Annotated in this window: 26 protein-coding genes and 1 riboswitch; of the genes, 9 read left to right on the top strand and 17 right to left on the bottom strand. The window is 40.8% G+C overall.

What is annotated here, in order from left to right; genetic code table 11:
* Positions 1–137 precede the first annotated feature (137 nt).
* A complete protein-coding gene (locus BM192_RS11320; protein WP_037444167.1) occupies positions 138–1,286 on the top strand; it encodes a lycopene cyclase family protein in 1,149 nt (382 codons plus the stop codon).
* Between the two features lie 22 nt (positions 1,287–1,308).
* On the opposite strand, the gene nudK is transcribed toward BM192_RS11320, so the two are convergent.
* The 6 genes from nudK to BM192_RS11290 all read right to left on the bottom strand — a co-directional run bounded on the left by nudK (position 1,309) and on the right by BM192_RS11290 (position 6,148).
* Positions 1,309–1,887: a GDP-mannose pyrophosphatase NudK gene (gene nudK / locus BM192_RS11315; RefSeq protein WP_037444168.1), complete on the bottom strand. Its 579-nt coding sequence runs from the start codon at positions 1,885–1,887 to the stop codon at positions 1,309–1,311.
* A 47-nt stretch (positions 1,888–1,934) separates the two neighbouring features.
* Entirely contained in the window at positions 1,935–2,222 is a 288-nt protein-coding gene (locus tag BM192_RS11310; RefSeq protein WP_037444169.1) for a hypothetical protein, read from the bottom strand.
* Positions 2,223–2,238: 16 nt separating this feature from the next.
* Positions 2,239–4,125: a gamma-glutamyltransferase family protein gene (locus BM192_RS11305; protein WP_037444170.1), complete on the bottom strand. Its 1,887-nt coding sequence runs from the start codon at positions 4,123–4,125 to the stop codon at positions 2,239–2,241.
* Between the two features lie 78 nt (positions 4,126–4,203).
* The gene (locus BM192_RS11300; RefSeq protein WP_234797543.1) at positions 4,204–4,629 is read right to left on the bottom strand and encodes an NUDIX hydrolase; all 426 of its coding nucleotides are present in this window, start codon (positions 4,627–4,629) and stop codon (positions 4,204–4,206) included.
* Positions 4,616–5,194, bottom strand: coding sequence for a hypothetical protein (locus BM192_RS11295; RefSeq protein ID WP_051760206.1), 579 nt, complete (start codon positions 5,192–5,194; stop codon positions 4,616–4,618). Before BM192_RS11295 ends, BM192_RS11300 begins: the two co-directional genes overlap by 14 nt.
* Before the next feature lie 78 nt (positions 5,195–5,272).
* Positions 5,273–6,148, bottom strand: a complete 876-nt coding sequence (locus BM192_RS11290) for a lysophospholipid acyltransferase family protein (protein ID WP_051760207.1) — start codon at positions 6,146–6,148, stop codon at positions 5,273–5,275.
* A gap of 153 nt (positions 6,149–6,301) precedes the next feature.
* Between BM192_RS11290 and BM192_RS11285 the strand changes: the two genes are divergently transcribed.
* Genes BM192_RS11285 through BM192_RS11270 form a run of 4 tightly spaced genes read left to right on the top strand, consistent with a single transcriptional unit; the run spans position 6,302 to position 9,550 of the window.
* The gene (locus tag BM192_RS11285; protein ID WP_037444173.1) at positions 6,302–7,339 is read left to right on the top strand and encodes a hypothetical protein; all 1,038 of its coding nucleotides are present in this window, start codon (positions 6,302–6,304) and stop codon (positions 7,337–7,339) included.
* A 47-nt stretch (positions 7,340–7,386) separates the two neighbouring features.
* Complete coding sequence (locus tag BM192_RS11280) at positions 7,387–7,959, top strand: porin family protein (RefSeq protein WP_037444174.1); 573 nt, start codon at positions 7,387–7,389, stop codon at positions 7,957–7,959.
* A gap of 41 nt (positions 7,960–8,000) precedes the next feature.
* Positions 8,001–8,567 carry an RNA polymerase sigma-70 factor gene (locus BM192_RS11275; RefSeq protein ID WP_037444176.1) on the top strand — a complete coding sequence of 189 codons (567 nt, stop codon included), beginning with the start codon at positions 8,001–8,003 and terminating at the stop codon, positions 8,565–8,567.
* Positions 8,564–9,550, top strand: coding sequence for a FecR domain-containing protein (locus BM192_RS11270; RefSeq protein WP_037444178.1), 987 nt, complete (start codon positions 8,564–8,566; stop codon positions 9,548–9,550). The genes BM192_RS11275 and BM192_RS11270 overlap by 4 nt, the downstream gene beginning before the upstream one ends.
* Before the next feature lie 32 nt (positions 9,551–9,582).
* Here BM192_RS11270 and BM192_RS11265 read toward each other — a convergent pair whose 3' ends face one another.
* From BM192_RS11265 to BM192_RS11220, 10 genes are all read right to left on the bottom strand, one after another.
* Complete coding sequence (locus BM192_RS11265; protein WP_037444180.1) at positions 9,583–11,217, bottom strand: hypothetical protein; 1,635 nt, start codon at positions 11,215–11,217, stop codon at positions 9,583–9,585.
* A gap of 101 nt (positions 11,218–11,318) precedes the next feature.
* Positions 11,319–12,365, bottom strand: a complete 1,047-nt coding sequence (moeB, locus tag BM192_RS11260; RefSeq protein ID WP_037444182.1) for a HesA/MoeB/ThiF family protein — start codon at positions 12,363–12,365, stop codon at positions 11,319–11,321.
* A gap of 20 nt (positions 12,366–12,385) precedes the next feature.
* Complete coding sequence (gene thiH, locus BM192_RS11255; protein ID WP_037444184.1) at positions 12,386–13,498, bottom strand: 2-iminoacetate synthase ThiH; 1,113 nt, start codon at positions 13,496–13,498, stop codon at positions 12,386–12,388.
* Complete coding sequence (locus BM192_RS11250; protein ID WP_037444186.1) at positions 13,491–14,258, bottom strand: thiazole synthase; 768 nt, start codon at positions 14,256–14,258, stop codon at positions 13,491–13,493. Before BM192_RS11250 ends, thiH begins: the two co-directional genes overlap by 8 nt.
* Positions 14,259–14,266: 8 nt before the next feature.
* Positions 14,267–14,926, bottom strand: coding sequence for a thiamine phosphate synthase (locus BM192_RS11245; RefSeq protein WP_037444187.1), 660 nt, complete (start codon positions 14,924–14,926; stop codon positions 14,267–14,269).
* Between the two features lie 11 nt (positions 14,927–14,937).
* Positions 14,938–15,570, bottom strand: a complete 633-nt coding sequence (locus tag BM192_RS11240; protein WP_083401130.1) for a thiamine phosphate synthase — start codon at positions 15,568–15,570, stop codon at positions 14,938–14,940.
* Entirely contained in the window at positions 15,554–17,437 is a 1,884-nt protein-coding gene (thiC, locus tag BM192_RS11235) for a phosphomethylpyrimidine synthase ThiC (protein ID WP_037444192.1), read from the bottom strand. The genes BM192_RS11240 and thiC overlap by 17 nt, the downstream gene beginning before the upstream one ends.
* Before the next feature lie 15 nt (positions 17,438–17,452).
* On the bottom strand, positions 17,453–17,656 hold the full coding sequence (gene thiS / locus BM192_RS11230; protein ID WP_037444195.1) for a sulfur carrier protein ThiS: 204 nt from the start codon (positions 17,654–17,656) through the stop codon (positions 17,453–17,455).
* Positions 17,657–17,715: 59 nt separating this feature from the next.
* Positions 17,716–17,804: riboswitch (TPP riboswitch) on the bottom strand.
* Positions 17,805–18,004: 200 nt separating this feature from the next.
* Entirely contained in the window at positions 18,005–18,751 is a 747-nt protein-coding gene (locus BM192_RS11225; protein WP_037444197.1) for a DUF2931 family protein, read from the bottom strand.
* 3 nt (positions 18,752–18,754) lie between these two features.
* Positions 18,755–19,087 (bottom strand): hypothetical protein, encoded by a 333-nt coding sequence (locus BM192_RS11220; protein ID WP_037444200.1) that lies wholly within the window; start codon positions 19,085–19,087, stop codon positions 18,755–18,757.
* 170 nt (positions 19,088–19,257) lie between these two features.
* On the opposite strand from BM192_RS11220, the gene BM192_RS11215 reads away from it, so the two are divergent.
* From BM192_RS11215 to BM192_RS11205, 3 genes are all read left to right on the top strand, one after another.
* Positions 19,258–20,241 (top strand): aldo/keto reductase, encoded by a 984-nt coding sequence (locus BM192_RS11215; RefSeq protein WP_037444203.1) that lies wholly within the window; start codon positions 19,258–19,260, stop codon positions 20,239–20,241.
* 146 nt (positions 20,242–20,387) lie between these two features.
* The gene (locus BM192_RS11210; RefSeq protein WP_037444206.1) at positions 20,388–20,903 is read left to right on the top strand and encodes a PPC domain-containing DNA-binding protein; all 516 of its coding nucleotides are present in this window, start codon (positions 20,388–20,390) and stop codon (positions 20,901–20,903) included.
* A 234-nt stretch (positions 20,904–21,137) separates the two neighbouring features.
* On the top strand, positions 21,138–22,613 hold the full coding sequence (locus BM192_RS11205; protein WP_074963985.1) for a serine hydrolase domain-containing protein: 1,476 nt from the start codon (positions 21,138–21,140) through the stop codon (positions 22,611–22,613).
* An 11-nt stretch (positions 22,614–22,624) separates the two neighbouring features.
* Here the strand turns inward: BM192_RS11205 and BM192_RS11200 are convergent, their stop codons facing one another.
* Positions 22,625–23,695, bottom strand: a complete 1,071-nt coding sequence (locus tag BM192_RS11200; RefSeq protein WP_051760214.1) for an AI-2E family transporter — start codon at positions 23,693–23,695, stop codon at positions 22,625–22,627.
* 208 nt (positions 23,696–23,903) lie between these two features.
* Here BM192_RS11200 and BM192_RS11195 point away from each other — a divergent pair, with 208 nt between their 5' ends.
* Positions 23,904–24,431, top strand: coding sequence for an OmpA family protein (locus tag BM192_RS11195; RefSeq protein ID WP_037444214.1), 528 nt, complete (start codon positions 23,904–23,906; stop codon positions 24,429–24,431).
* Positions 24,432–24,434: the final 3 nt, after the last annotated feature.

The following is a 24,434-nucleotide window of genomic DNA, read 5'->3' as shown; positions in this document are numbered from 1 at the left end:
AGCTTAGATTATGATATATTGAAATGAATATCGTTGACGCATACAAGTTAATTAAAATTCGAACACAAATAAAACTATAACTTATCTTTAGCATCCGGCAGGTTCCGGCAGCATTTTATTTTAAGAAGCGTACCCAAATGGAGTTAAAACCCAAAATCTACGATTATATTATAGCCGGAACAGGAGCTGCAGGCCTTAGCCTGCTTTGCCATATTCTTTCCAATGACAACCTAAAAGATAAAAGCATCCTGCTAATCGACAGAGACCTGAAAGATAAAAATGACCGGACCTGGTGTTTTTGGGATACTGGAGAAAGTCCTTTTGAAAGCTGTTTAAAGCATACCTGGAAAAAACTATCCTTCCATTCCCCCGATTGTTCCAGATTGCTCGACATCAAACCCTATGCCTATAAAATGCTCGATAGTCTTTCGTTTTACAACTATTGTTTCAATCTGATTAAAGACAAGACTAATATCAGTTTTATACAAGATGAAATTCGACACGTAGACCAGGAGAAGGGATTGGTAGCTGGCCTGAAAGATAGTTATCAGGCTGCATATATATTTAACAGCATTCTGTTCAAAAACATCAATCAGCTTCCCGGAAAACACTATCTGTTGCAACACTTCAAAGGAATTTTCATACAGACTGAAGTCCCTGTATTTAATGCCGAAGAAGCCACGCTCATGGATTTTAGAATTCCACAGCATAACGACTGCAGATTCGTATATGTACTCCCGGTGAATAACACAGAAGCACTAATAGAATATACGGGATTTTCAAGCGAAGCTTTAAGTCAGGAATGCTATGACCGGGAACTGCAAGCCTATATTCAGGAATATCTGAATATCAGTAAGTATAAAATTACACATGAAGAATTTGGGATAATCCCGATGACAGATGCTGCGTTTGACAAAGGCAGTAAAAAACTCATCAATATCGGCACTGCCGGAGGAGCAACGAAAGCATCTACCGGATATACATTCAGCTTTATTCAGAAACAATGTGCCAAAATTGCGGATAATCTTGCTGCTGGCGTGCATCCCCTGGCAAAAAGTAGCAAACGACTTGATAAGTATCGATTTTATGACAGCATATTTTTACGCGTGTTATCAGAAAAAAAGATCCCTGCAGTATCTGTTTTCAGTGCTATGTTCAGCAAATTGCCCGCAGAGGTTATCCTGTCATTTTTAGACGAGGAAAGCAGTTTATTAGACGATATCCGTTTAATGTATACGCTGGATAAAGCTGTATTCATGTCAGCAGCCTTAAGAAACTTTTTTTAAACCGGCCAAATTGACCAGTAGTTTATCCTAACAATTTATGAATAGCCGCATGCTGTAGTAACATGATAGTTTTACCATCTTTGATTTCACCGCTGGTTATCATTTCCAATGCGCGTTCAAAATGGATTTCCAGCACTTCGATGTTCTCATCTTCAGCTTTAAGTCCGCCGCCGGCACTCACTTTCATCTCCGCAGCATATTCGGCTGTAAAAAAATAAATAAGCTCTGTTACTGAGCCTGGTGACATATAGGCCTCAAAAACCTTATTTATTTTTTCTATTCTGAAACCAGTCTCTTCCTCTGTTTCTTTCCTGATACAATCTTCAGGATTATCCTTATCAAGCAAGCCAGCGCAACATTCTATCATATATCCGCTTTTATTACCGTTAATAAACGTCGGCATTCTGAATTGCCTGGTTAAAATAACCGATCTGCGTTCCGTATTATACAGAAGAATAGTAGCTCCGTTTCCCCTGTCGTAAGCCTCTCTGGTTTGAACAGATACCGTTCCGTCGGAATGTGTGACCTCAAAACTTATTTTTTTCAATACATACCAATCATCAGATAGCACATCAGATTTTGTTATTTTTATCGTATTCATACACAGGTCATAATTGATCAAGATTTCCAGATATTGTTAGATGCGCTTTACAAGTATATTGACAATAATTGCTCCCACTCCTGCTCTAATGTGACATCGGGACGTGAAACACCCGATTTGCGATACCAGTAATCGGCATTCCAGATATCCCCTTCCTTTCTGTGCAGGTATGCATGAACGTGAGAAGAAGCCTTGTCTTCAAGATGGTCAATCTGATCGTGTGCCTTTTTCCAGTCCCCGCGACCGTCATACCAGAGCGCCAGTAAATGAGGTGCCAGATCTGAAGGAAGTCTTCCTTCAGAAACAGACTGTTTGAAATCCTGAATATTTGCCATTTTATTTCATTAAAGGCTACCAGCCTATTCCATAATCTTCACCATGATTGCTCGAACCTCCCCAAAGACTTTGATGCTTCCAGTCGAAGTAAACTGCATTAATCGGCCCGCTCGTTCTATCACTGTAAGTTGGCGTGTAACCCATCTTTTTGAGCGTTTCGCGATCTTCTGCTTTGGTGTTACTGTTTAGTAAAATCTGACCCGGTTTAGGCAACCTGTCTTCTGTTTTGGTACCGCCTAATGAAAGCCATAGTTGGTTCGTATTGAAATTCGGCGCTTCAGCAGCTTGCTGCACGTTCATACCAAATTCAGTCATATTTAAGAAGAATTGCAGCAGGTTCTGGTCTTGTGTATCTCCTCCCTGTACAGCAAAAGAAACATAGGGTTTGCCATCTTTTAGAGCCAGTGAAGGCGACAGTGTTACCCGCGGACGTTTCCCGGGAGCAACTACATTAAAAGGGTTAATAGTAGAGTCGAGTACAAAACTCTGCATCCGCTGACTCATCCCCATACCTGTATTTCCAGCTATAGTCGCGGGTAACCAGCCTCCGCTCGGTGTAATGGACACAATCCAGCCTTCTTTATCGGCAGCCTCAACTGAAGTAGTACCTAACCATAATCTTTCCTGATATACCTCATCCTTTGAATGATTGGTCAGGTCATGTTTAGGGGCAAAATTACGCTGGGTAGTATCCATCTCAAAACCTCTTGATTTCAGCAAGTGTAAATAAGGGTTGGTTTTACCTTCAAACGGATAAGGATCGCCGGGACCAATATTAGGATTGTTTTTATCAAATGAGATCAGTTTGGCGCGTTGACGAGAATACTCCTTACTTAACAGACCTTTCATCGGTTCCTGAGGACCGAAGTTAGGGTCACCGTAATAAAAGTCGCGATCAGCAAAAGCAAGGTTCATCGCCTGATATAAAGTATGAATATATTTAGGACTGTTAAAGCCCATAGTCTTGAGATCAAAATTTTCCAGGATATTTAAAGCCTGCAGCATAACCGGGCCCTGTGTCCATTGCTTTAGCTTATATACGTCAACTCCTTTATAACTAACCTTTAAAGGTTCTTCTTCCACAGGTTTCCAATTAGCCAGATCAGCCATGGTGATCAGACCTCCCTGCTCTTTACTGCCCCTTACAAATTCCTGTCCAATATCACCTTTGTAAAAACGGTCATATGCAGCCATTAACGCTTGTTTCCTGGTTTTCCCCTGTTTAAGCGCAGCTTTTTCAGCGGCGACTAATTTCGACAATGTCTCAAACAAATCTTGCTGAACAAAGATCTCGCCCGCTTCAGGTGCTTCTCTCTGTTCGCCCGGGTGGGTTAGCAATACCTTTTTACTATATGGCCATTGTTTAATTTTGTCTTTGTTCTTTTCAATCATATTGGCTGCCTGCGCTTCAATAGGATAACCCTTCGCCAGATCCATAGAAGGTGCGAGTACCTGTTCCAGACTCATCGTACCATAATTGGCAAGCATATAAATCAGTCCTCCCGGTGTCCCTGGAGTCGTAGCTGCAAGCGGGCCATATTCAGGTGGGAAATTATATCCTTTACTTTTGAAGAACTCTGGGGTTGCACCAGTGGGTGCTACTCCCATCGCATTTATAGCGATTACTTTTTTCGTTTTAGGATTATAAAGCAATAGCTGCGTTTCACCGCCCCAGCTTAAAGTATCCCACATTGTACAGGTAGCTCCGAGCATTGCACAAGCAGCGTCAACAGCATTACCTCCCTGCTGGAAGATCATAGCACCTGCTGTAGCAGCCAGTGGCTTTCCGGTAATGGCCATCCAGTTCTTACCATGAAGAACCGGTTTTTGCGTCTGTTGTGCGAATACAGGATTTGCATAGCAAAACGAAGAGATAACGAGGGCGGATAATAATCTTTTCATAAAATTTTCAGATGGCTAAATTTAGCTAATTAATGCAGATGCGAATTAAAAGATCAGACCGTTTTTGTCACATTCTGGCTACTCTGAAATTAGACGATCTGCTATCAGTTGTTTAAAAATAGAAATTACACCGGGTACCTGTACAGGCTCGGAAAGGTACGTTTCCAGGTTAAAATAAGCAACCTCTTCGATTTCATTAGTTGGTTTGATTTCTTCGGTCAGCTTATAGAGAAAACAATCCTGCTCCATCTGTATATTTGTGTTTTCGCCGAACGCAGGAGCGGTAATATGTGTGTACAGCTTTAAATTATTCGCAACCAGATCTATATCAAGCTCTTCTTTTATTTCCCGCTGTATCGCCTCCAGGGAGGTCTCCCCCTGATCAATTTTACCACCGGGAAGATACCAGGCTTTCTTATTCCTGCTGTAGGCGAGCAATAGTTTTTCATCACGTAATACCACGAGTCCTGCAGTATGTAATTTAATTATATTAGTATCTATCATTTCTTCCTTTTCTCCAGTTATTATTGTTATTTGTTCTACCCATTACAGCTACCCTGGAAGTATTTCCCTGAATAGATTTTATCCTTCCGAAATCCTCATCTCTGTCAAACTTATTAAAATATTCAATTTTCACAGGACCTACCAATTTCACTTTCCCCTTCGGATCGTTGATGTCAAAACTGTTATAATATTCAATTTTAATGTCTCCTATTGACTTCAGTAAACCAAATTTATCGTGGATATCAAATGTATTATAGTAAGTAAACTGAAGGTTCCCGATTGACTTAATTTTGCCGGTTGGATCATGCATATCAAACTGGTCATAATAACTCACCCTGAAATCAGGTCTATCTATACTGTTGTTTCCACCGGACCTCGCAGATTCCATACTTTCAATCTGCCCGCTGTCATCTATTACAACCATTACATCATTATCCAGCAGCAGTTCAATATACCTGAAACTATCACGATTGTTGTCAACAAAAAAACGGGCACTGGTAACAGTTTGCGCCTGTGAAAAGAATACCGTGCAGAGCAGCAGTACGCTTAAAAAAATCTTTTTCATAAATTCCGGGTTTACATTTGTGTATCCCAAAGATCAAAAAATCGGCGAATATCCGAAATAGACAATATCAATTTAAAATTATGCTTTCCACCGCCGGTGAGACCATAACCAGTAGGCCGGATGCCGCTCGATCGTCTGTTCCAGCTTGCTCGAAAAGGTATGCGTAATCAGGTTTTCAGTTGTTGCTGAAGCTGTGTCAGTGATTAGGGATAAAGAAATCTTCCAGCAGCACCTATCCTGCGGAATCATATCCAAATAAACCACAACAGCATTAGTTGCTCTGGCGAGCTTCTCTGCGCCATTAAACATCAATGTCGGTTGATGGAGAAAATCAACCTGGCATTTAGCCTGTTTTCCAGGAAACTGATCGGCAATAAACAAGGAGAATTGCGGCTGCCGCGTCTGCCTTAATAAGTGTCTTAATGCATGCTGTGCTGGGATCAACCGCATACCATACCTGCATCTTACACGGGTAACTAATTTCGCCATTACCGGGTTGGACAAAGGTTTATAAATTGCATTCACTTGAAAAGGCAGCAGTAAAGGCAACACATTAAGGCATTCCCAGTTGCCATAATGCCCCAGAACAGCGATAACGTTTCTTCCTCCTTTAAAATATTCTTCCAACACTTCCGGATTAATAAGCTTCACTTGTTTAAGCTGCTGATGACTACTGATAGAAAACAATCTAATAATTTCAACAATCATTGATGCAAGATGCAGGTAGAATTCTTTGGCCAGCAATTCAATTTCAAGGTAAGATTTCAGGGGCAGCGCTCTGGACAGATTTTGTAAAACTACACTGTACCTGTACCTAAAAACTGTATAGGACAAGAAAAACAACGGTCTGCCAACTAATGCGTTCACAATTAAATAAGGCAGCATTCCCAGTAAGTAGATCGGAGGAAAAATAAGGTAGTAAATGAAATTCAGGCCATGGTGTTTTGTCGTCATCTTAATTAATTTAAGATAAGACAAGCAATGTAGTATTTACCCCTATTAACAGATTGTCTCCAATTCTTGTAAAATCAATTAGTTGCAAGTTGACGTAAGGGTAAAGATAGAGTTCCGTGTTATGGCTCTGAATACACGAAAAAAAACACCCCTATGAACTCTAAATTTTACTCCATCCTGCTCCTATGCATGCTTTTTATCGGAACACGTTTAAATGCGCAAAACCGGAAACAAGTCCGTACTAATGTCGGGTTAACTTATCCTTTAAGCAGCAATTGGACAAATGCGCCGAGAGACACCAATAATTTCTCTTTAAACATACTTGCAGGCGTTTCGGCAGCAGAACGGAGGGTCACTATAGCCGGATTGATCAATATTATCCATCACAATGCATCCGGCTTTCAGATTGCCGGCTTCTCCAACTATATCGGACAACAAGCCAGCGGTACACAAGTTGCCGGCTTCTCCAACTATATCGGACAGCAAGCCAGTGGTACACAAGTTGCCGGATTTATGAATATTTATAAAGGCGGTAAAGGCATGGCGATCGCTGGTTTTACGAATTTATCCGGTGGTAATAGTTCTGGTCAGATCTCAGGATTTATGAATAAAAGCAAAGATGTCTATTCAGTTCAGCTCACCGGCTTTATCAATCTTGCGAAAACAGTGAAAGGAATGCAAATTGCATTTATCAACATCGCAGACACCGCAAACCTGCAGATTGGAATTATTAACCTTTCCAAAAACGGAGAGAAAAGTCTGGGACTTACTATTGACGAAAATCAGACTACGATGTTAACTTTTCGTTCAGGTGGCAAGACTCTGTACGGGATTCTGGGTATCGGTTACAACTTCAAAAACAAAAAGGACAAATATGCCTATGAGGGAGGTATCGGTGCACATCTGCTGGACATCCGCTCGTTCAGATTAAACGCGGAACTTACGGGTGGTGGTCTGGAAAGTTTTAAACGCGGAGACTACATTAAGTCGACCCTAAGGATACTCCCAGCTTACAAAATCACTCCAACTCTTGAAATATTCGGCGGGCCTTCTCTGAATTTCGTCCAGACCAGCTCTGAAGATGGAAAGAGTCTCACCAAACATTATCTATCAAGCTGGAACGGTAACAAAAACAAAGATCTATATGGCTTCTATATCGGCTATTCTGCAGGGGTACAACTCCTGTTCTAAAACTTTACATACGAATTAATATCATTAAAATTAAAAACAAAAAAAACATGAAAACTTTCAAATTGACATTAGCTACTGCCTTACTTGCGCTTGCTTCAACTGCTGTTAAAGCACAAACCACACCCGAATTTACTTATGGCTTGAAAGCCGGAGTGAGCTTTTCCACCCTGAAAACCGGACTGAATGCCATTAACGATAAATCGGGCAAATTGGGTTTGAATGCCGGCGCATTTGCCAGGATCGGAAGTAAGATTTTCTTTCAACCAGAGTTAAACTACGTTTCATTCAGCAATGAATATCGTTTTAACAACACGAAATATGAGTCTAAGTTTAAACAGTTAAACGTACCATTGATGGCCGGAATCAAGTTAATGAATACCGATCAGATGAACCTGAGAGTTTCTGCCGGCCCGGATCTGTATTACAATCTCAATACTCCCTCGGCACCCGCAGGACATAAGTACAAAAACTTATCAGTTGGCGGAGTCGTTAACGCTGGTATTGATGTAGGAAGTCTTACCTTCGATGCCCGTTACAGCCTTGGCCTGAGTAAAATGAATAAAGACCTGGGACAGAAAACCAACATATTTAGTGTTAGCGTTGGTTTTAAATTTCAATAATATTAAGTTTGATCGAATCAATCTGCGAAAGAAACAGCTAAATGGAGTATACTCAAAACAATACCTCCCTGGAAAATGAAGCAGCGTTTGAAAAACTGTTTAAGACACATTTCAGAGAGCTTCATGCCTATGCCTACAGCCTGTTAAAAGATTGGGACCTTGCCGAAGATACCGTTCAACAAGTATTTCTTAAACTATTAGAGAAAAACGAGTGGATGCTTTTGCAGACTGCTGTGAGATCCTACTTATATAAAGCAGTTTATCATGACAGCCTGAATTATATCAGAAGACAGAAAGTCCAGTTAAAATATCAGAACATTACGGTACACAGCATGAAAAACCATACAGACGATGCTGCAGGCAGGTTGAAAATGAGTGAACTCGAAAAGCACCTGAGCAGTGCATTAAATAAACTTCCCGAAAAATGCAGGGCAATCTTCCATCTAAGCCGTTTTGAAGAGTTAAAATATCAGGAGATCGCCGTACAACTTGATATCTCCATTAAAACTGTAGAAAGCCAGATGGGAAAAGCATTGAGAATATTAAGAGCAGAAATGAAAGACTTTCTGCCTCTTATTTCTATTGTACTATATAAAATATTCAGATGATGAAAGGGACCATGAGCGAAGATATACTGATCAAATATTTACTTGGAGAAGCAAATGCAGTAGAAAAAATGGAAACTGAGATATGGGTTACCGCAGATCTTAAAAATGCTAAGAAACTTGACGATTTGAGGATTATTCTGGAAGCAAGCAGAAAATTGGCTGTATCCAGTCCCTTAAATGAAGAACAGGCCTGGTCTAATTTTAAGGTAAGAAAAGAAAAGCAGGTACCGGATCCGATACTTTTAAAATCTGTCAGCACACGATTCAGCTGGGCACAGATTGCCGCTGCAGTATTATTGATTTCTGCGGCCGGCTGGATGTATAGTTATTTATACCACCCTGGCCGGAATGATATAAAAACAATTACCTTAACCAGCACAGAAAAATTCATTACAGATACATTACCAGATGGTTCTATAGTTCACCTCAATAAAAATTCTAGCATTACGTATGCAAAGAACTTCAGTAAATACAGAAACATAAATTTGATAGGAGAAGCCTTTTTTGAGGTCAAGCATGGAATAAAATCGACTTTTACCGTCAGCGTAAATGACGTCCTTGTAAAAGATATTGGTACAGCATTCAATGTTAAAGCCTACTTGGGTAAGACAGAAGTTATCGTAGAAGAAGGAGTTGTAGAGGTAAGTAAAGCTGCGAAGACTATTCGATTAAATGAAAATGAAATGGTCAATATTCAGAATGGTAGTGCGGAAATGATTGTTGAAAAAAGCCCGGATCATCTGTACAACTATTACCGAAGCAAAATTTTCACCGCAAACAACACCCCGCTAGACCGCCTGGTTAACGTCTTAAATGAGGCTTATGGTGCTGATATCCGGATCGATAACAAAGCCCTGAATCATGTCCCAATTACCGTTACAATCAGATGGGACAGCCCGTTATCCGATATTTTGGAGATTATCCGGGAAACCACACCTGAGATCCGGATCCAAAAGAAGGGACCTATAATTCACCTCCAGTAAGTTTAAAGGGTTGTAATCGGAAATACGACCCTTTATAACACAAACTGCAAGCCAGCGTTAAAGCCACCGTAGAGCGTTTTAATCCGGTTTCTGCTATGTAAACTTTCCTTAAACTTCCATCCCTTAATTTCCATTCCATCCTCAGAATAGGTGGTACTGAAGTTAAACGTTGGTCCGGAGATTATTCTGAAATGCCTGTTCAAACGAATCGTATTCAATACCCTCGCAGAGTTGAATTGCCCATTTCTAGTTTTAAAGTCAATGAGATTTCTAGTTACGAGCTCCAGATTTAGCGTAAAATTCCTGCGGTCTATCAATCTGCCACCCAGTCCAACTTCGTAAGCATATTTCGCCGGATTATGGCCAGGCCTATATCCAATACCGATTATACTGTATAGAACACGCCCTCCAGAACGGAATTCAAGATGATTGAGTAAAGATTCGTCTGTAGATAAGGAGAATGTTTTCTCCCCATTTTTAATCAGGTTTATTATGCCAACCGGATAATCACTGCTATCTGCGACATTTAACAACAATCCAATCTGAAAACCTTTCACTTTCTCGGCTATATTAACAGAACCTGAAAGCTGGGATCCCGCCACCCCCTTAGTCCGGTTAACCAGGCCAGCGATTTGCAGACCATCCATCGAATCATTGTTATTCGCTATTCCGGCAATCTGCAAGCCCGAACCTTTACTTCTTACATTATTGTAAACCCCGGCAAGCTGAATCCCTTTTGTATTACCGCCTACCACATTAAAAACACCTGCAATTTGAATAAAACTAACATCTTTCCTATTGACATTAAACACCCCTGCCATCTCCAACCCTTTTATCCCCGCAGTGTAGCCTCCGATCAGATTTAATGAAAAATTGTCAATAATCTGACTGTTGTACATTCCATGCGTGCTTAGCCCGGGGGTAAGAGAGATTTGATATGGCCGCGAAGCAAAAAAATTCCCGAGATTAATTCCTTGCATCAATTGCCTGGAGCTAATAAAGAACCGGGCAAACCGGCTGTGCTCAACACCGTTGTCATTGTCAGGATAATAATCATAGCGCTGATCGCGCCCTTTTCCGGCAATATTTATTTCGGGCAGCAGATACAAGGCGGTATCCCGGTAATTCTCCTTACTTGCTTTCAGCAATATAGATACATCTTTATTTTTCAGCTTCAATTCAAAATAACCATGATCATTAGTCATTGCAGAAATCAGCTGGTTATGCTCATAAACACTTGCCCTGGACACAGGTTTAAGAGAAGGCAGTTCATTTACATAACCCTTAATTATGGCCTGCTTCCCTTTAGCAGATTCTATTTCTGCAGTTATATAGAATTTGCCAGGTGCGTTTCTAAGTACGATATAACCCGGAACCTCCTTAAATTCATAATCGTTGCCGAGCAATCTATCCAATAAACTAAATACAGACCCTTTAAAAGCACTTATCGAAACCAGGCTGTCTGCCGGGATTGTATTACTATTATAGGCGAAGTAAAAGTCACCTTTGTCAGCGACCATTTCCAGCACCTGCTGAACGGGTTGTTTTTTAACTTCGTTAAGGGTGACGATTTTCATCAGATTGTGCTGGCCATAGGCATGGGAACACAGCAAGCCCAAAGTCAGGACGTAAACACAAGAACAGAGTAGTTTTTTTCTAAAGGTCATTTCGCTTGTCGGGGGTATAATTGACAGGTGTCACCCATCAAAATTAATATTATTACTAACACTATATCACTTAACACCTAAATCCAAATCTACCCCTACGCCTATTTGAATAATAAAGTGCCCAGACTATACATTTCACCTTTATAGTGACCTTTTAATACCTGAACAGCCATTCTACTTCTTGAACCAGACTGACAAATGAAAACCAGTATTTTGTCTAAAGGTAATTGGGCGGTAAGCAGCTCATAGAGCGGAATATTTAGGGCCAGGGTCGGTAGTTCTTCAAATTCGTACACTTCACGCACGTCAATTACGCAGACCCTTTGAGCATGTAAATCCGAAAGACGTTTAAACTGCTCCAGATTAATTGCATACGCTTCTTCGGTGCCCGATTTTTCTTTGTCTTTTTTCAGGTCGGGATTAGCCCCCGCAATCATAAAGACCTGACTACTATTATCAAGCAGGTCTATAACCAATAGCCGGCCGGACAAAGGAGTTCCTATACCGGTAATCATTTTAATAGCCTCAGCAGCCATATAACTCCCGATAACACCCGGCAGCATACCCAAAACACCACTATCTTCGCAATTTGGACGCTGATCTTCCGACGGAGCTTCCGGAAAAACATCCCGGTAAACAGGCCCTCCCTCATAGTTAAATACAGAAACCTGACCATCAAATCTAAAAACTGCCCCGAAAACAAAAGGCATATTCAACAGCACGCAAGTATCATTAACCAGGAACCGCGTTTCAAAATTATCGGATCCATCCAGAACCAGATCGTATCCACTGAATAACATCTCCGCGTTCTCCGGCACCAGACGTTGCTGGTAAGATATTATCTGAATAAGTGGGTTAAGTAAAGACAATTTTTCACTGGCTGCTAATGCCTTAGATCGCCCTATATCAGCTATACCATACAATACCTGACGATGAAGATTACTGAGCTCCACAACATCATCCTCTACAATACCTATAAACCCAACCCCGGCTCCTACCAGATATTGCAAAGCCGGGCAGCCCAGGCCACCCGCACCGATCACTAGTACTTTAGCTCCTTTTAGTTTTTCCTGACCTGTTATACCGAGTTCAGGCAGGATGATCTGCCGGTTATACCTCGCCAGATCTTCTTTTTCCAATGTGTCCATCTGCGCTCAATTAATAGATTTTACATTAAATGCTGATCCCAGTCTTTCCATACGGGCTCATATCCCTGCGCACTAATTATCTCCGCAATAACCTTCGGGCTGCGTTCATCACTAATCTCAAACTGTTCCAGAGATTCCTGCTCCACTGTATACCCTCCCGGATTCGTCTTTGAGCCCGCACTCATAGAGGTGATCCCCAGTTTAATTATATTATTCCTGAACACCTCCGATTCTCTGGTAGAGATAGATAACTCAGCTTCCTGATTCCAGAGCCTGTAGGCGCAGATTAACTGAACCAGTTCCCGGTCACTCATCTCTACTTTCGGCTCCAGTCCTCCGCTAAAGGGTCTCAGCCTTGGAAAAGACAGGCTATACTTGCTCTGCCAGTACTTTTTCTCCAGATAGTCTAGGTGTACGGCAGTGAAAAAGGAGTCCGTTCGCCAGTCTTCCAGACCTATAAGTACGCCCAAGCCCATTTTATGAATACCTGCCTGCCCCAATCTGTCAGGAGTTTCCAGCCGGTATACAAAGTTTGACTTCTTCCCTTTAGGATGATGAATCTGGTAAGCTTCCCGTTGATATGTCTCCTGATAAACCAAAACCGTATGTAAACCATAAGGAACCAATTCCTTGTAATCCAATAGATCAAGCGGCTGAACCTCCATAGAAACATGAGCAAAATGAGGACGGATCAACTCCAGAGCTTTCTTTAAATAATCGACGTGAACGGTATGATTTGCTTCGCCCGTAACTAAAAGCACATGGTCGTATCCCATCTGTTTGAGATGCTGTACTTCCTGCATAATCTCAATCCCAGAAAGAGTTTTACGTTTCACTTTATTGTCATAACTAAAGCCACAATACGTGCAGATATTATTACATTCATTGGAAAGATATAAGGGGATATACAACTGAATTACCTTACCAAAACGCTGCAAAGTTAGTTGCTGGCTAACCCAAGCCAACTGTTCCAGATATGGTGCAGCGGCCGGTGAGATCAGGGCTTTAAAATCTTCCAATGTCCGATGATTCGCGGCTATTGCGCGCTCTACATCTTTCGATGTTTTAGAATAAATACTGGCTTTAGACTCTTCCCAGTCCATTTTGTCGTAAACTTCTTTGAAACTACTCATCTAAAAACAAGGTTAATGGGCTACTTGCCGCTGCCCGGTTTACAATGGGTGCAAGTTTGGCTAAATATGCCATACGACCGGCCTGAACGGCTAGTTTAAAAGCCACTGCCATTTGAACCGGATTTTCTGACACTGCAATAGCAGTATTGACCAGTACTGCGTCAGCACCTATTTCCATCGCATAGGCGGCATCTGAAGGCGATCCAATTCCTGCATCAATAATAACAGGTACCCGACTCTGGCTAATAATGATTTCCAGAAAATCAACAGTTTTAAGCCCCTTATTACTCCCTATCGGAGACCCTAAAGGCATAACTGCAGCCGTACCGACTTCTTCCAGCCGCTTACACAATACAGGATCAGCATGAATATAAGGTAATACCGTAAAGCCAAGCCGGACAAGCTCTTCTGTAGCCTTCAGCGTTTCAATAGGATCGGGCATCAGATACTTTGGATCCGGATGAATCTCCAGTTTAATCCAGTTGGTCTCCAGTGCTTCCCTTGCCATCTGTGCTGCAAATACAGCCTCTTTAGCATTTCTGACACCAGAAGTATTAGGTAGCAGGTTAAATTGAGGTGCTGAAAGTCTTCCCAGCAAATCATCCTGCTCACTGCCATCTAGCTGAACACGTCTGAGCGCCACTGTGACCAATTCAGATCCCGATGCGATCAATGCCTCTTCCATGAGTTCAGCAGAGCTGAATTTACCTGTCCCGGTAAACAACCGGGAACCAAAAAATTTATCGCCTATTTGAAGCATATTTTATTTCAATTGAGATGAACAGATTTTAGAGCAGGAACCGACAAAGCCTGTTTAATAGATCTTACAGTTACAGCACCGTCGGCGGCATTGGTTATTGCACCCGACAACGCCACACCATAGATACCTGTTTGAAGTATAGCGGGAAGATCTTCCGTTAAAATTCCACCGATAGCTATTACAGGGATATGAATCTTTGCCGCATTTACCTGCTCCATTATCCGGGCATAACCATCTAACCCTAAAACAGGGCTCAGGTTCTTTTTAGTAGATGTAAATCTATATGGGCCCAGGCCAATATAATCGGCTCCATCCTGAGCATGCCTAACGATTTGCTCGAAAGTATTCGCAGTGGCGCCAATAATAAGCCTGTCTCCTAATAATTGTCTGGCCTGATGAACGGGCAAATCATGTTCTCCTAGATGCAGCCCATCGGCACCCGATTTTAATGCTATATCTGCATAATCGTTAATTATCAGTCTGGCCTGGAAGCTTTCACAAAGCACCCTGGCCTGCGAAGCAATTTCAGATACGTTTTCCGCTGACTCGTCTTTGATCCGCAGCTGTATCCATTTACAACCGAACTGAAGAGCTTTTTTTATCGCATCCAGGTGCGAAAAAGTCAAACTTTGCTGGGATATATAATGTAGTTTATCTATAGTATTCATTGTGTAAAAGGTTAATGCAAAGCAGTCAACAAATTTTTATAGTTCTCAATGGCTCTTTCGGGTTCATTCCAAATCAATCCAAGGACAGCTGCACCATCGAAATTCATCTCACGCATTAGCGGTATTTTTTGCGGTGTTACACCCCCCAGACCAATTACACAGGTGCATTTTTTCAACTGGCTATCCAATTCGAAATCTTCAGTACAGATCCCCTGATATCCGTTCTTGGAAAGACTATTATACACCGGGCCGAAAAATGTATAGTCAAAAAGCTCAAGTCCGGTAAAGCTTTCATTTTCATGTACCGAAGTGCTCAGTATATAACCATTAGAGGCCAGTCCAGACAAATAAGTCCCGCCCGAAAGATTCCTTTGTGCCACTGGGAAATGTAACCTGTTCATTCCTAAATCAATAGCTATTTCATGATGCTGATGCCAGGCGATTCGGGAATGAAAAACAGCATCTATGCCGTCGATTAAACTTCTTAAATCCTGATGACCGAGCCCCGGTTTACGCAAATGAAAGCAGGGTAAGCCTGCTTCAAAAAGCAGATTAATCAGCCGGGCTTCACCTGAAATCACTTGCGGTGAGGAGATAACCAGAACCTGCATACGGGTAAAATCCAGCTTACAAATAGATTTCACTGCCTTTATTTAAAAACTCAGCTGATTTCTCCTCCATACCTTTGAGTAACGCCTCCTGTGCATCAACCCCTTGCTTATCTGCATATGCCCTGACATCCTGAGTAATTTTCATCGAACAGAAATTAGGACCGCACATTGAACAGAAATGCGCAATTTTAGCACCGTCTGCAGGTAATGTTTCATCATGGAACTCCTTAGCCGTATCAGGGTCAAGCGATAGATTAAACTGATCCTCCCAGCGGAACTCAAAACGAGCTTTACTCAACGCATTATCCCTGTATTGTGCACCCGGATGCCCTTTGGCAAGATCAGCCGCATGTGCTGCAATTTTATAAGTGATGACGCCGTCTTTAACATCCTTCTTATTTGGTAATCCTAAATGCTCTTTTGGCGTCACATAACACAGCATCGCTGTCCCGAACCAACCGATCATAGCAGCACCGATTGCAGAGGTAATATGGTCATACCCAGGCGCTATATCAGTAGTTAGCGGACCTAATGTATAAAACGGTGCTTCAGAACAATGCTCCAGCTGTTTATCCATATTCGCTTTAATCAGGTGCATCGGAACATGCCCCGGACCTTCTATAATGGTCTGAATATCATGCTTCCAGGCGATTTTCGTCAGTTCACCAAGGGTTTCCAGTTCACCAAATTGTGCGGCATCATTTGCATCGGCAATACAGCCTGGCCTTAAGCCATCTCCAAGAGAGAATGAAACATCGTAAGCTTTCATGATCTCACAGATGTCTTCAAAATGTGTGTATAGGAAATTTTCTTTGTGATGTGCGAGACACCATTTGGCCATAATAGAACCACCTCTTGAAACAATACCGGTAATTCTTTTGGCTGTGAGTGGTACATAACGCAACAATACGCCTGCATGAATGGTAAAGTAGTCTACCCCCTGCTCGGCTTGTTCGATAAGGGTATCGCGGAAAATCTCCCAGGTCAGATCTTCAGCTTTTCCATTCACTTTTTCCAATGCCTGATAAATAGGCACTGTACCAATAGGCACCGGTGAATTTCTGATAATCCACTCTCTGGTCTCGTGAATGTTTTTGCCGGTGGAGAGATCCATAATGGTATCTGCACCCCACCTGCAAGCCCAGACAGCCTTTTCAACCTCTTCTTCTATACTGGATGTCACTGCAGAATTTCCAATATTAGCATTTATTTTTACCAGGAAATTTCTACCGATAATCATAGGCTCTAATTCCGGATGATTGATATTTGCAGGAATAACAGCTCTGCCCGCAGCCACTTCCTGTCTCACAAATTCGGGAGTTATATAACCTGTTGGTGTCAATGCACCGAAACTTTGTCCCGGATGCTGATGTGACATGACCTCGTATTGCCCGTTAAGCTGCTCTTTCAAGAGGTCCGCACGCTGATTTTCACGAATTGCTATATACTCCATTTCCGGAGTTATAATTCCTTTCCTCGCATAATGCATCTGTGACACATTCTGGCCCTTTTTTGCTCTGAACGGTTTGCTGATATGTGCGAAACGTAAGTGATCCAGTTTCTCATCATTGGCCCGCTGATTACCATAATCAGAAGAAATATGATCGAGCTGTTCTACATCTCCACGATCGAAAATCCATGTTTTACGTAGTCTGGAAAGTCCTTTTTTAATGTCAATTTCGACTGAAGTATCGGTGTAAGGCCCGCTGGTATCATAAAGTGTAACGGGAGCATTGGGCTCTGTCTCTCCAAAACGCCCATGTAGCTGGGTATCGCTGAGACTAACCTCACGCATGGCAACTTCAATCTCGTGAATCTGTCCTTTGACAAATATCTTTTTCGACGCCGGAAAGGGCGCTCTACTGATCGTTTGTTCTCCTGGTTGTTTTTCCGTTTTCATGTTTTGGTTTTTTAATTATCCGCCTTGAGTTGCTTTGATAATAGTGACCTGGTCACCTGGTTGCAATAGATAATTACCCCAATCTGCTTTCGAAATAATCTGCTGGTTAACCGCGACAGCGATGCCGGTTAAAGGATGCTGAATAACAGTCCGGAGCATCTGCACCACTGAGCATACCTGAGATAAAGAATAAGTTTTTTGGTTGACGGTAATATCCATAGTTTAAAAAATTACAAACTATAGGACGCCCCGTATAGAGGAAGGAAAAACAACATCGTCATGTCGTTTCCACTTTTCCCTTCGGCAGTACTAACTGCATCAGGTTCAAAGGGTATTTCTCAGCACAAAGGCACCCCTAAAGTTTTTTGTAAATGTATAGAATAATAAATCAAAAAAAAGAAAGCTAATTTTAATTAAAAAAAATGCTTACACATAAATATCAAACTAACAGCCTATTAAACATCTCCTCATCCATTAAAAGATTAACATACATATGACTACCGACAGCCTCGAAAAGCGTAAATGGTTCATTCAACCATACATGCCATTTCAAATGTGACTGGCTATTTAGTCGATAAAATGATTCTTTTTTTGATACTCCCAGAGTTCTTTATTTTGCTCAATATAATGTGTAGAACTATCCAGATAATTTGCAGGTGTTCCCGACCCTTTCTTTAACTCGAGTTTCACACTATCTGAAAGTTCCTTAAATAAGAGATTCAACGCAGCATTATTCTTTCCTGGAAGAACCTTTCCCTGAGAATTTACGCTTTCGATTTTGGTCTGTAATATTTTCTTTTCCAGGTAAACCCCGCGCAGCCACACAACGATATTCCCTTTCGGAGCAATCCCAACAACAAATCTTAAACCCAGCTTATCCCCACCACTGGAACTCAGCTTAGCAGCCTGTTTTTCTTTTAGTGCTGCCTTAAAAATTTCAAGAATCTCCGGACCGGGAAGATCAATCACACCGGAATAGAACTTCTGCTCGGAATAAGATGCATATTCAATTACCAGTTTTTCAGGTAAACGCAAGGGTTTATGAACCCATGCAGAGTAATATTCCTCACCCCATCCTGTTCTGAATGCATTTACATTTTCGTCCCTGGACTGATAGAAGTCATGCGAATCTTCGTTATCCGGTAGCTGAAACTGTATTTTCTCAATAAATACAGGGTAATCTGCTGGTGCTGAAACACTAGAGAAATAGTAAAATCTTTCCCAGCCTTTATAGTTTATGATTTTATAGGAAAGACAAATGAATAACAAAACGGCAATGGAGATATATAGTTTATTAACCAGGTTCAATTTCATATTTTAATGCTGAAAAGCAGCCGCCATACCGGCCGCATAAAGATATAGACCAATAGCTGCTGCAGCCAGCACAAGGGATGCTACAAAGAGCCATCTCCCCGCCCTGTACCCCTTACCCCGGTAACTCAGTGCATACCCGCCCAGAAGAAAAGATAAGGCACCTATCATCAGGATTATATTAAAATAGTATTGATTTTCACTGACATAACCCCAATTCAAAAATATGAGCAGCAAAATCAGGTTAATAAATATTAAACCAACTGTCAGATTACTATTTTTCTCTTGAATTGCGGCATTCTTCTGGTCGCCGTCTTTTTCTGAAATTCGATCCTGCATATACCTAATTAAAATCCGGGTTGATGTTTACTGGTTAAATATAAAAAAGTAATAGCAGTATATCTATCGTATTCAGCTATCATAATTATGATAGATACCCATGATTTAACTTATTTTACTGTTAAATCCTATTTCCAGACCTTTGAGTTATTAATTAATTCAAACACAAAATGGAATATAGAAAGTTAGGAGATACCGACTTAGAACTGTCAGCGATAACATATGGTGCATTCGCAATTGGCGGAACAATGTGGGGCGGAAATGAGAAAAAAGACTCAATAGAAGCTATACATGCATCTTTAGACCATGGAATAAGTACGCTGGACACCGCACCTTTTTATGGTTTTGGTTTAAGCGAAGAACTAATTGGAGAGGCATTAAAAGGAAAGCAAAGAGATAAAGTCCAAATTCTGAATAAATTCGGGCTTGTCTGGGACGGCAGTAATCAAGGAAAAGGCGAACACTTTTTTGATATGGAAGAAAATGGAAAACCAGTTTCAATTTACAAATACGCCTCCAAAGAAAACATCATTAAAGAGGTAGAAGAAAGTCTTAAACGCCTGAATACAGACTATATAGATCTCTTACAACAACACTGGCCAGACTCAACCACCCCTATTTCTGAAACTATGGAGGCGATGGAAACCCTAATCCAGCAGGGCAAAATACGGGCAGCAGCTGTATCAAATTATAGCCTGGATCAACTGAAAGAAGCGACACAAACTTTCACTCCTGCTTCCAATCAGGTTTACTACAGTATGCTTAACCGGGAGATTGAAAAGGAATTAGTTCCTTATACCATCAATAACAAAATCGGAATTATTGTTTATAGCCCTATGGAACGCGGTCTGTTGTCGGGAAAATACTTTCTGCAGGAAAAACTAAAAAGTACTGACCATAGAAATGGATACTTCAGTCAGTTTGATCTGGAAAAGGTGAAGACATTATTAGCCAACATCAGTCCTATAGCTGAAGAGAAAAATGTATCCCTGGCCCAACTCGTTTTACGCTGGACTACCATGCAAAAAGGTATAACAGTGGTCTTAGCTGGTGCCAGAAATGCAGAACAGGCAATTTCTAATGCTGCCGCAATGAGTTTTGATCTGGATACTGCCGAATTGGAACTGATTCAATCCGAACTTGATAAAATTTAAAAGAAACAAACATTAATCTTTGATTTAAATTTCAAAACATGCGTTTCAAAGTTAAATGAACCGGACAGAACATATTTTTTCGGAGGTGATGCCAAAGGCTATACCGATTATCCGGCCTACCACGTTATATAAACATATCAAACGTCATGAATTACAAGAAACTATTATTAGCCGTAACAGCAATATTATTAAGTGTCACATTTAGCGCCAATGCACAACAAGCCGACACCATTAAACGGTATATCAAAATACCGGCCGGGTATCTCCTGGTTCTGCGACAAGGTGATGATATTAATTCGCAACTGGAATCATTTGCCAAAGCCGAAAATATTCCATCAGCGAACTTTACAGGGATGGGTTTCGTCAATGTAACATTTGGTTTTTTCGATTCTGCCAAGAAGAAGTTTAATCCCAGGACATTCAATGACGTAGAGTTGGGAAGTTTTACCGGCAGTATAGCCTGGCAGGAAAGCAAACCCAGTATACATATGCATGGTATTGTCGCAGGTGATGATTTTAAAGCATATGGAGGGCATATTTTAAAAGGCACAGTCGGCACCGGCTCGCTGGAAATTATGGTTACTGTGCACGATAAAAAGCTGGAACGGGTATTTGAAAAAGAACTGGGTGCGAACGTGCTGCACCTGGATGTACAGAAATAAGTTTTAACAGAAATATCCATTCACATTGAGCAAATTCAGTTCATACTTCTAAAAATGACATTGCTCATTTTTAGAGGTATGAACTTTATAAACCCTGATCGAATTAAAGATACTTTTTCGCATCCTGCACGAAAATTATTGATTAGTTATATATAAATGTAACAATTGACCGAACTTGTCATCAAAAGGCTGAAATGCATATTCTTCAATAAAACCAGGTATAAAAACATCTTTATGATCAAAAAACTAGGTCTACTGACTCTATTACTCATTGCAGCCACACATACTTTTGCCCAAAACAAACAAAAAGAATTAGATGCATACTTTTCGGCACTATCACAAAACCAGCAGTTCAATGGTAATGTATTAATTGCTGAAAACGGCAGAGTTGTTTATGAGAAGTCATTCGGCTACGCAGATTATTCGGACAAAAGGCCTAATACAGCTCAGTCCTCTTTTCCGATGGCCTCCATCACGAAAACATTTACTTCTACTGCTATCTTACAACTGAAAGAAAAAGGAAAACTGCAATTGGGTGATCCTGTTTCAAAATTCCTTCCTGATTTCCCTTATTCAAATGTCACAATTAAACAATTATTAGCACATACTGCAGGACTGCCGATTACCGACACACTGTTTGATGCGATGATACTTGAACACCCTGATACGGTTTTCACCAATAAGGATTTAATTCCCGCCTTCATTTCACGAAAAGCACCCTTAATTTTTAAGCCCGGGGAAGATTTCTCTTACAATAACGTTAACTATAATATTCTTGCTTTGATCGTAGAGGAGATTACAGGTTTGTCATTTGACGCATATCTTAAAGCGCATATTTTCAAACCTGCCGGGATGACGAACACTTCTTTGTCCTTGTTTTTCAAGCGAAAAGACAATAATCTTTCTGAAAGGTATAGTTTAAAATATCCATATTCCGATAAGGTGCAGCGCGCAGATACCGCCGCTGAATTTCAAATTATCTATCGATTTAATTGCCAGGGACATGGTGACATCATAAGTACGACTCATGATTTATTAAAATATGATGAAGCGCTGTACAACGGTAGGCTTTTAAGTAAAGCTACTTTAAAAGAGGCGTTCACACCTGTTAAAATTAAAAACGGAAAAGACAATATTCAACGATACGCATTAGGATGGATTACCAGAGAAGATACTTCAATGGGGGAAATAGTAAAACATGACGGAGGCCTTCCCGGTGGCCGTACTATGCTGCTTAGAAACATAACCAGACATCAAACGATTATCATTTTTGATAATACAGCTAACAATGTTATTCCTATTTCGGATAATGCATTGCGTATTCTAAATGGTGTAGTAATAGAAAAACCCAAACAAAGTGGTGCAAGAATTTACGGAGTTGCTCTTGCCAAAAATGGCCTGGAAGCTGGGGATAAAGCTTTAGCAGAAATAAAAAAAGATACTTCTAACTATTATTTAAGTGAAGATGAAATAAATTCATTAGGATATGCCTTCATGTCGAATAATAAAGAATTTGAAGCAGAAATCACATTTAAGCAAAACATGCAGCTTTTTCCTTCAAGCTGGAACACATATGATAGTTATGCAGAAATTTTATTGAAACATGGAAAGAAGCAAGACGCCGTTAAAATGTACCGAAAGTCCCTTGAGCTTAATCCCAACAATGAAAATGGGAAAATGATGCTGGAACAGATATTAATGGACCATTAAACAGGCAAAGCTTATTTATCAAGCTCCGATGCCGGAATAAGCTGAGCTTTGTTTATTTTCTTCACATAAAGTTCATCCGTGAAGATAATCACCATGGATAATAAAGGAACGGCGAGGATAATCCCAAGTGCTCCGGATAATGCAGCCATAATTAATTGACTGATCAGCGTTAAGGCAGGTGGAATGCTGATCATTTTTTTCTGGATAACGGGTGTAATAATATTGCTGACTATGGTTTGTGAGACAATATAGAGTAAAGCAACACCTATAGCAGTATTGGTGGACACAGTAAGCGCAAGTAATACGCCAGGGATCATGGCGACCATAGAACCGAAATTGGGAATAATCTTTAGCATACCCGCAATTAAGGCCAGAATCAGTGCGACTGGTATCCCAATTACAGACAGTCCGATCGCCAGCATTATTGTAATTAAGGCCACCGCTAGTAAAGTCCCCTTAATCCATCCTTTTAGCGAAAAACTAATCCGGTCCATTATTCTTTTAGCTACCTCTTTACGGTCAGGCGGTACCAGCAGCAAAATACCATTTTTATACAAAGACGGTTCCGCAGTAAAGAAAATACCCAGGAACAAAATAATATATAGATTTCCCAAAGCACCAAAACTGGTACTAAAAAATTGCCTGGCTGTATCAAAAAGCTGCTTGGAATTATTATCACTAAAATACCCGAGTACTTTTTGCCCGATAGGCGTCTCTCCCAGTTTATCCTTTACGGTGTTTATGGTACCGGGTAATGAGTTGCTTAATTCAGCAACCTGCACCTGAATCTTTGCACCCATAAACCAAAGAAGCGTAACGAGCAGTGAAATTGACCCGACTATCGAAATAAACATACAAATTCTGCGCTTGAGACCGGTCTTTCTCTCCAAAAGATCGCCAAGACCGTGAAAATAAGTAGCGATTAAACAACCAGCCAAAGCCATCAGCAAAACATTGAATACCACTCTTGCGATGAGCAATACTGCAATGATTAATACAACAATTGCAGCTGTCAACCAGACTTTCTGGCTATAAGAAGTTTCTTTGGGTGTTTCAGGTCTTAGCCCGCAGTCAATATTCATGTGCATATTTAACCAAAAAACATGCAAAATGTTTGATACGCGGCTATTAAAGCTAGATATCTGCAAAAAAACGGAACTGCCTGAGATTGCACGAATTTAATCAGGATGGCAAAAATACACGCTGTAAACGAACAGTTTGTATACATTACTGATAAATTAATATCCCGTCCTTTATCTATTTTGTTATATTTACGTTTAACTTTTTATAATGAAAAATAAAACAATACTATTTTTAGCTTTATTGCTGCCAGCAATTTATTCTTGCAAAGCCAAGAAAAATGTGGTAAAAACACCTGCAACCGTAGAGACGAAAACTGGTGATAATGAACTGGACAACATCAAGAAAGCGTTACCTGGAGATCAGGTCGATCGTACTGATGCAGGTATCAGATTTACCTTCAGTTCAGAGATATTATTTCCTACAAATTCTTCATATCTGAATGAAAATTCAAAAACCAGAATTAATGAAGTATCCAGGGTAATTCAAAATAAATACGCTGACAGAAAGATCCTTGTTGAAGGCCACTCCGATAAAACAGGGACTTCAGAATACAACCTGTGGTTATCTGAAAAAAGAGCAGCATCTGTAAAAGCTTACCTGGTCAGCTTAGGCATCCCCGCAGTAAGTATTAAAACGGCTGGAATAGGCGATACACGTCCCATTGCTGATAACAAGACTAAAGAAGGCAGATTAATCAACAGAAGAGTCGAGGTTACTGTACTTAAAGCGAACTAATTC

Origin of the sequence: Pedobacter antarcticus (assembly GCF_900112985.1) — a bacterium.
Classification (GTDB): domain Bacteria; phylum Bacteroidota; class Bacteroidia; order Sphingobacteriales; family Sphingobacteriaceae; genus Pedobacter; species Pedobacter antarcticus.
This window is presented reverse-complemented; position numbering and strand designations above follow the sequence as displayed.